At 68.1% G+C, this 7,311-nt stretch carries 8 protein-coding genes; 3 read left to right on the top strand and 5 right to left on the bottom strand.

Annotation, left to right across the window (positions count from 1 at the left end; genetic code table 11):
- Positions 1-368: 368 nt before the first annotated feature.
- The 4 genes from ACLL81_RS07320 to ACLL81_RS07305 all read right to left on the bottom strand — a co-directional run bounded on the left by ACLL81_RS07320 (position 369) and on the right by ACLL81_RS07305 (position 4,700).
- A complete protein-coding gene (locus tag ACLL81_RS07320; RefSeq protein WP_411287690.1) occupies positions 369-746 on the bottom strand; it encodes an endonuclease domain-containing protein in 378 nt (125 codons plus the stop codon).
- Positions 747-837: 91 nt separating this feature from the next.
- Positions 838-2,769, bottom strand: a complete 1,932-nt coding sequence (locus tag ACLL81_RS07315) for a polysaccharide biosynthesis protein (protein WP_411287689.1) — start codon at positions 2,767-2,769, stop codon at positions 838-840.
- A gap of 242 nt (positions 2,770-3,011) precedes the next feature.
- Positions 3,012-3,713, bottom strand: a complete 702-nt coding sequence (locus ACLL81_RS07310) for a TorF family putative porin (protein ID WP_411287688.1) — start codon at positions 3,711-3,713, stop codon at positions 3,012-3,014.
- A 186-nt stretch (positions 3,714-3,899) separates the two neighbouring features.
- On the bottom strand, positions 3,900-4,700 hold the full coding sequence (locus tag ACLL81_RS07305; RefSeq protein WP_411287687.1) for an SDR family NAD(P)-dependent oxidoreductase: 801 nt from the start codon (positions 4,698-4,700) through the stop codon (positions 3,900-3,902).
- Positions 4,701-4,750: 50 nt separating this feature from the next.
- On the opposite strand from ACLL81_RS07305, the gene queF reads away from it, so the two are divergent.
- A complete protein-coding gene (queF, locus tag ACLL81_RS07300) occupies positions 4,751-5,206 on the top strand; it encodes a preQ(1) synthase (protein WP_411287686.1) in 456 nt (151 codons plus the stop codon).
- A 274-nt stretch (positions 5,207-5,480) separates the two neighbouring features.
- Here queF and ACLL81_RS07295 read toward each other — a convergent pair whose 3' ends face one another.
- Entirely contained in the window at positions 5,481-6,092 is a 612-nt protein-coding gene (locus ACLL81_RS07295; RefSeq protein ID WP_411287685.1) for a nitroreductase, read from the bottom strand.
- 78 nt (positions 6,093-6,170) lie between these two features.
- Between ACLL81_RS07295 and ACLL81_RS07290 the strand changes: the two genes are divergently transcribed.
- Together ACLL81_RS07290 and ACLL81_RS07285 are read left to right on the top strand one after the other, a co-directional pair.
- Positions 6,171-6,785: an NUDIX domain-containing protein gene (locus tag ACLL81_RS07290; protein WP_411287684.1), complete on the top strand. Its 615-nt coding sequence runs from the start codon at positions 6,171-6,173 to the stop codon at positions 6,783-6,785.
- A 28-nt stretch (positions 6,786-6,813) separates the two neighbouring features.
- A partial coding sequence (locus ACLL81_RS07285; RefSeq protein WP_411287683.1) for a serine O-acetyltransferase occupies positions 6,814-7,311 on the top strand: 498 nt, incomplete at its 3' end.

Raw genomic sequence — 7,311 nt, 5'->3', positions numbered from 1 at the left:
AGGAGCGGTCGGTGCGGTCGCTGCTCCCCCGAGAAACGGGGGAGCTGTCAGCGGACCTCTGGGTCCGATGACTGAGGGGGCGACGACCACGCGTCGTAGGTCGGCTATCTCCGATCTACGCTCAGTACCTTGGCCATCACTGGTGATGATCACGTCGTCGACAATCGACACCGCCCAGGGATTCGGGCGGGTTTTGCCGGCGAAGACCAGGCATCTTCAGGTGCGCAGGCGCCTACCATGACCGAGCGGCGGAGTAGGGGCCGAGGACACCCCCTCCGTCTCGCCGCTGCGCGGCGATCCACCTCCCCCGCGGCGCTGCGCTTGCAGGGGAGGAGCGGTCGCTGCTCCCCCGAGAAACGGGGGAGCTGTCAGCGGACCTCTGGGTCCGATGACTGAGGGGGCGAGGCCAGCCGCAGAATCCACTCCACGACTTCCTCGGGGTCTTCAAGCACAGAGGATGCGGCGTACCGCATGACCTTAATGCCTTGGGAGCTCAGCCAGGAATCCCGCGCAATGTCCCGCTGCGGCCGGTCGCCCATGCTGTGGGACGCGCCATCGACCTCGACGCAGAGGCGCGCCTCGGAGCAGTAGAAGTCGAGAATGTAGGGACCGACGGGGTGCTGCCGCCGGAAGCGCGGCCGACCGGGGCTGCGCTTGCGCAAGCGGACCCAAAGCAGCAGCTCCGGGAGGCTGAGCCTGCCTCGCAAGCTCCTGGCGCGGGCATGGGTGTCGGTTGGCGCTCGCATGGGCGCAGGCTAGCGGCGTTGGCCCCTCCGTCACGGCGCTAGCGCGCCGCGCCACCTCCCCCGCGGCGCTGCGCTTGCAGGGGAGGAGCGGTCAGCCGGCGGCGACGACGCGCAGTTTGGGGGTGGCGCCGGGCTTTTCGCCGCGGACCTGGGCGACCAGGTCGAACAGGGCGCGCCGCACGTCTTCCACATCGCCGCTGTCGGCCAGAGCCTCGAGGCCCGCCAGGTGGTCGGTGGTTATGCGCAGGGGTGAGTTGGAGACCACCTCCAGCACCTTGGGCGCGCAGGGCAGGGAGCGCTCTGTCTCGTCCAGCAGCGCCTCGGTGAGCTTCTCGCCGGGACGCAGGCCGATGATCTCGATCTCGATGTCCTTGCCGGCCGTGCGACCTGAGAGGGCAATCATCTGGCGGGCCAGGTCCATGATCCGAACAGGCTCGCCCATCTCCAGCAGGAACAGCCGGGCGTCGCGGGCCTCGCCTTCCGCCGAGGTGGCGGTGGCGTGCAGGACGAGCTGGGCCGCCTCCGGGATGGTCATGAAGAAGCGCTCCATGTCCTGGTGGGTCACGGTGACCGGGCCGCCACGCTCAATTTGCGACTTGAAGATCGGCACCACGGAGCCCGCGGAGCCCAGCACGTTGCCGAAGCGCACCGCGGAGAATCGGGTGTCGTCGCCGGCGGATTGCTGGGCCTGGATGACGGACTCGGCCAAGCGCTTGGTGGCGCCCATGACGTTGGTAGGATCGACGGCCTTGTCGGTGGAGATCAGCACCATCTGGCCGGCGTTGCAGGCCTTGGCGGCCTCCGCCACGTTCCAGGTGCCGATGACGTTGGTGAGCACGCCCTCGCAGGGGTGGCGCTCGACCATGGAGACGTGTTTCAGCGCCGCCGCGTGGAACACCAGGTCGGGCGCCTCAGCCTTGAAGGCGCCGGTCAGGCGGGCGGGGTTGCGCACGTCGCAAAGCACAGCCTTGCGCGACACCTGGGGGAAGGTCTCGCCGATCTCGCGCTCGATCTCGAACAGCGCGGTCTCGGAGAAATCCATCAGGCTGAGGTGGGCGCAGTCGAAGGCGGCGACCTGGCGGCACAGCTCGGCGCCGATGGAGCCGCCGGCCCCGGTGACCAGCACACGCCGGCCGCGGATCAGGTTGCCGATGGCGTAGCGGTCCAGCTCGATGGGCTCGCGGGCCAGCAGTTCCTCGATGTTGATGTCGCGCATCGGCAGCAGGGTGACGCCATCGTGTTGCGAAAGCTCGACGATGGATGGCAGGCGCAGGAGGCGGATGCCGTCGTTCTTCAGGCGACCGAGCTGGTCGGCGGTAAGGCCCTTCAGCCGGCCCGGCTCCTCAAGGAACAGGATAGCGCGCGGATAGCGGTTCCAGCGGCGCAGGTCGGCCAGGGCCTCGTCCAGGTTGTCCAGCGCCTCGATAATGCAGACGCCACGGACCTTCTGGCCCACGTCGCGCCGGTCGGTGCCGACGATGCCCACCGGCGTGTAGTTGCGGTCATGGCTTCGGGCCACGTCGCGCAGATAGGTGTCGGCCAGGGAGGGCGGCCCGATGAGCAGCAGGGAGGGCGCCTGGGCCATCCGGTCGCTGATGGTCTTCAAGGGAGCGAAACTGTCCAGCGCGTGCTCGTGCAGGGCGCGCCGGAGGATGCGCACGCCCATGGAGCCCAGCATCTGGAACATCGGGGCCATGAACAGGGTGGAGCGCGGCAGGGTGCGGCCGCGATCAAGGATGAACACCCACAGCAGGAACACGCCCACCGTCAGCATCGCCACCCGGGCGAGCACCAAGGCATCGGGAATGGAGGTGTAGCGCCAGGGTGAAAGCTCGCGGCGGAACAGCATGGTGAAGACGCCGGCCAGCCCGGCGTAGAGCGCCACGAGCTGGATGACGCTGAGCGAAGGCAGGTCCAGCAGATCCTTGCCCGAGGGCGCGACGGTATAGGCCGCGGCGAAGGCCAGGGCGGCCATGCCCACGTCGGCGATGATCGTCTGCGCGCGGAAAGCCATGCGCTCCATGGGGCGCGCTCCGGAAGCCCTTCGATTGGCCAATGTTATCCTGGGGGTGCGACGGACCAATGAAACCTGCAGGGTCTTGGAGCGCTCCGCGACGGGGCGCCCCGCGCGCAACGGTTGCGCTTAACGGCGGAGCAAGTCGACCTTAGGAACAGGCGGCGGCGGACGCAATTGGAAAAGCCGCCGCATGAGTATGCGGCGGCTTGCCCTAGATCATCGTGAAACAGCCTGGATCGTGAAATAGCCTAGAATGTGGCTTTCAGCGCCACGACCACGCGGCTGTCGTAGATCGCGCCGAAGCCGTGCTCGCTGGTGTCGTGATAGCGCAGGTCGACGCCGATGTTATCGCTCAGGGCGAGGCCGACGCCCAGGTTCCAGGTGGTGTAGTCCAGCGGGCCCACGACGGCCTGATGGCCAAGCGCGCCGCTGACGCTGAACTTCGAGTTCGGGATGGCGAACGCGCCGTTGACCTCCACATAGGTCGCATCGCCCGTCTCGCCGAAGAACTCGGGCGAGTAGTAGAGGGCGGCGCCGAGGGTGGCCGGCCCGGCGGGGATGGAGCCGGCGATCTTGCCTTCCCAGTAGTCCTCGTTCGGGCCGGGGGGCTGGTTGGTGTAGCCGTAGTAGATCACCGCCAAGTCCATCGCCACCGGTCCCAGGGTCGGCTTGATGCCGCCGTAGATGTCGTACTCGAGCTCGGTTCCGTTGTTGAAATCGACGTTGGAGACCCAGATGCCCGCATAGCCGATGGCGCCGATGGTGGCGTCCACGCCGCCGAAGATCTGCGGATCCTCATCGGTCTGGCTGATGCCGCGGAACACATAGTCGGTGGAGGCGCCGATGTTGAAGGCCAGCGAGATCGGGCCTTTCGCGTCCTGCGCCTGAGCCGCACCGCCAAGGGCGAGGGCCCCCAGCGCGCCCAGCAGCGAGAGTTTTAGCGTTTTCATTGTCTATCCCCTGTTCACCGGCCGGCTCTTCGCGGAGCCCGCCGTGCAGGCCCATCGTTACGGGCGGCGGCGCCAGATCAACGAGCCGCGCAAGCGTCGCCGCGGGCATGCCGCGCCTGATGCAAGTTTAAGCGTTACCTGGGCCGGGCGCCGAACAATTGAGCAGATTGTCCCTCCGGCGCTGAGTTAGCGGGCGACCAGCGGCGCGTAGCCCAGGTGAGTCCCGGCGTCGACCAGCAGGGTTTCGCCGGTGACGTGGCGCGAGGCCTTGCCGGCCAGGAAGACGGTGGCCGCGGCCACGTCCTGCGCAGTGGAGGCCGCCTTGAGGGGGCTGGAGGCGGCGACGCCCGCCCGCATGCGGTCCACGGTGGCCTCCGGCAGGCCCTTGCCGAACCACGGGGTGTCGATGAAGCCCGGGCAGACGGCGTTGACGCGGATCCTTGGCGCCAGGGCGCGGGCCAGGGACAGGGTCATGGTGGTCAGCGCCCCCTTGGACGCCGCGTAGGGGATCGACGAGCCGATGCCGGTGACGCCGGCGATCGAGGCGGTGTTGACCACGGCGCCCGGTTGCGGGGCGGCCTCCAGCAGGGACCGGCAGGCGCGGACCATCTGGTAGGCGCCCACCACATTGACCGCATAGAGATCGTGGAAGTCCTGGGCCGAGACAGCGTCGAGGTCGGCGTGGCTGGCGAACCGGGTCGTGCCGGCGTTGTTGAACAGGGCGTCGATCCGGCCGAACGGGGCTGCCGTGGCGGCGATCCGCCGGCAATCCTCGTCGGACGCCACGTCGCCTTGCACCAGGACGGCCTGCGCCCCCTCGGCCCGGACCAGACCGGCGGTCTCCTCGGCTTCCCTGGCGCTGGAGGCGTAGTTGATCACCACCGCCTTGGCGCCGCGCCGGGCGGTTTCCACCGCGATGGCCCGGCCAAGGCCGGTGGAGGCGCCGGTCACCACCACCACGAAATCCTCGAAATCCTGCCCGGCCATCCGCGTCGCTCCCGTTGTTTGCAATCCTAGTAGCGGTTAAAGCCGCCGGCATGGAAGAGACGCATCTCACCCAGTTGGGCCACCAGGCGCGGGGGTTCGCCAGCCCCGGCGAGGCTGTGCTGGAGCGCGTGCCGAACCCGCACGCCGACACCCTGTACCTGACCCGCTTCACGGCGCCGGAATTCACCGCGCTGTGCCCGGTGACCGGCCAGCCGGACTTCGCCCACCTGGTGATCGACTATGCGCCGGGCGACTGGCTGGTGGAGTCCAAGTCGCTGAAACTCTACCTCGGCGCCTTCCGCAACCACGGCGCCTTCCACGAGGACTGCACGGTGGCGATCGGGCGGCGGCTGGCCGCGGAACTCAGCCCCCGCTGGCTGCGGATCGGCGGCTACTGGTTCCCCCGCGGCGGCATCCCCATCGACGTCTTCTGGCAGAGCGGGGCGGCGCCGGCGGGCCTGTGGCTGCCTGACCAAGGTGTCGCGCCCTATCGCGGCCGGGGGTGACGAGATTTCGGGGGTTTGCCGCGACCTATCGCGAGCCTGGCCTGCGTATCGGAAGGTCAAAACTCAAACTCCACAGTAGAGCGAGAGCCAGGCTTCCCCGCGATCTTTCGATCTCCCGCGGCGGAGCGAGTCCCGAGGCGAGCCGCAGGGCGCGCGAATCAACCATCGACTAGCCGACGTCGCCCAAATGGGGTATGTCTCTATCGCCCAACTCTCCTCGGGCGTGTCACACTTCAGGCCGGGCGGCGACCCTTCGCCGTCCGGCCGTTGTGTTTCAGGGTCGCCAGGCGGTGATCAGGCCGGCCAGATCGGGCCGCTCCCGCTCCTGCGGCGGCTCCTTGGGCGTCCCAAGGAAGATGAACCCGGCCACCTTTTCCTCAGGCTCCAAACCCAGGATCGCCTTGGCCTCGTCGTCATAGGCGTACCAGTCGGTGATCCAGTTGGCGCCATATCCGAGCGCCATGGCGGCGTAGAGCAGGGTGGTGCAGACCGCGCCGGCGGAGAGTAACTGCTCCCACTCAGGGATCTCGCCCGGCTTGGGCCGCGAGACCACAGCCACGCCGAGCGGTGGAATCTTCAGCTTGGCGAGCTTGGCGGCGGCCCGCGCGTCGCCCCGTGAATTGGCCAAGGCCTCCAGGCGGTCGGCGAAGACGGCCTTGGCGGCGGGTTCCAGAATAATGAAGCGCCAGGGCGCCAGCTTGCCGTGGTCGGGCACCCGGGCGGCGAGCTGCAGCAGACTGTCCAGTTCGCTGGCGGTGGGGGCCGGCTCGGCCAGGGTTACGGCAGAGGACGAACGCCGGGTGGCCAGGAAGCTCAGGACTTCGGGGGCGGGATGCTGCGGGACGGGCTGACCAAACAGCGGGGCGGCGGGAAGCGACAGGGTCATCTTGGAGCGCGCCTCATTAGGAAAGCCGACAGGGAAGTTCTCTTACTATGGGGGCGGTTTCGCAAGTTAGTTGAGAACATGTCGCAAAAACCAGACTGGCTTGTGGCCCACGGGACGCCCTGGCGCAAGGGACCGCCACGGCCCATCTACGACAACCCGTGGATCAGCGTCACCGAGTACGACGCCATCGCGCCCACCGGCGCCGACGCCCTCTATGGCGTGGTCAGCTTCAAGAATTTCGCCATGGCCATCCTGCCTGTGCACGGTGACGGGACGATCACCCTGGTGGGCCAGAATCGATTGCCGTGTGCTGACTACAGCTGGGAAATCCCCGAGGGCGGCGGGCCGCTCTCCGACGATCCTCTGGAGAGCGCCCAGCGCGAGCTGCTTGAGGAAACCGGCATGGCGGCGGCCCACTGGCAGGAGATCCTGCGGATGCAGCTCTCCAACTCCGTGACCGACGAACACGCCTTCGGCTACCTCGCGACCGGCCTCAGCCAGGTCCACGCCGAGCCCCAGGGCGATGGCACTGAAGATATCCTGAGGGCGCGCGTACCTTTTCGGGAAGCGCTGGACGCCGCGGTCGGGGGTTATATGCGTGACGCCCTGACAGTTGCGATGCTGCTGCGGGGCTACCACATGGCCAGGGAGGGCGCTTTGCCGCGCGAACTTTCGGCGGCCATGTTAGGATAAGGGGAACGTCATGGGACGGGAGGAACCGATGAGCCAGCGTTTGGAAGTCATCGACCCGGCAGCACCGCCGCCGGTCTGGGCCGCATTGCGTAACGAAGCCGCGCGGGCCTCCCAATCGGAGCCGGCCCTGGCCTCGCTGCTGAACGCCGTGGTGCTGAGCCACCATGACCTGGGCGCCGCGCTGAGCTACCAGCTGGCGCGCAAGCTGGGCGACCAGGAGCTGCGGGCCATGAGCCTGCGCGAACTGGCCGACGCCGCCTACAAGGACAATCCCAATCTGGTGGATATCGCCGAGGCCGACCTCAAGGCGGTGTTTGAGCGCGACCCGGCCTGCAAGGGCTATGTGCAGCCGTTCCTGTTCTTCAAGGGCTTCCAGGCTCTGCAGGCCCAGCGCGTGGCGCACTGGCTCTGGGGCCAGGGCCGCGAGACCATCGCGCTCTATCTGCAGAGCCGGATGAGCGAGATCTTCCAGGTGGACATCCACCCGGCGACCCAGATCGGCTCGGGCGTGTTCATCGACCACGGC

It is taken from the genome of Phenylobacterium sp., from assembly GCF_046590535.1.
Classification (GTDB): Bacteria; Pseudomonadota; Alphaproteobacteria; order Caulobacterales; family Caulobacteraceae; genus Phenylobacterium.
This window is presented reverse-complemented; position numbering and strand designations above follow the sequence as displayed.

Coding starts and splice junctions, on each gene's coding strand:
- ACLL81_RS07305 (WP_411287687.1), bottom strand. CDS start 4,700: ATGGCCGGGCAGGATTTCGAGGATTTCGTGGTGGTGGTGACCGGCGCC.
- ACLL81_RS07310 (WP_411287688.1), bottom strand. CDS start 3,713: ATGAAAACGCTAAAACTCTCGCTGCTGGGCGCGCTGGGGGCCCTCGCC.
- ACLL81_RS07290 (WP_411287684.1), top strand. CDS start 6,171: ATGTCGCAAAAACCAGACTGGCTTGTGGCCCACGGGACGCCCTGGCGC.
- ACLL81_RS07320 (WP_411287690.1), bottom strand. CDS start 746: ATGCGAGCGCCAACCGACACCCATGCCCGCGCCAGGAGCTTGCGAGGC.
- ACLL81_RS07315 (WP_411287689.1), bottom strand. CDS start 2,769: ATGGAGCGCATGGCTTTCCGCGCGCAGACGATCATCGCCGACGTGGGC.
- ACLL81_RS07295 (WP_411287685.1), bottom strand. CDS start 6,092: ATGACCCTGTCGCTTCCCGCCGCCCCGCTGTTTGGTCAGCCCGTCCCG.
- queF (WP_411287686.1), top strand. CDS start 4,751: ATGGAAGAGACGCATCTCACCCAGTTGGGCCACCAGGCGCGGGGGTTC.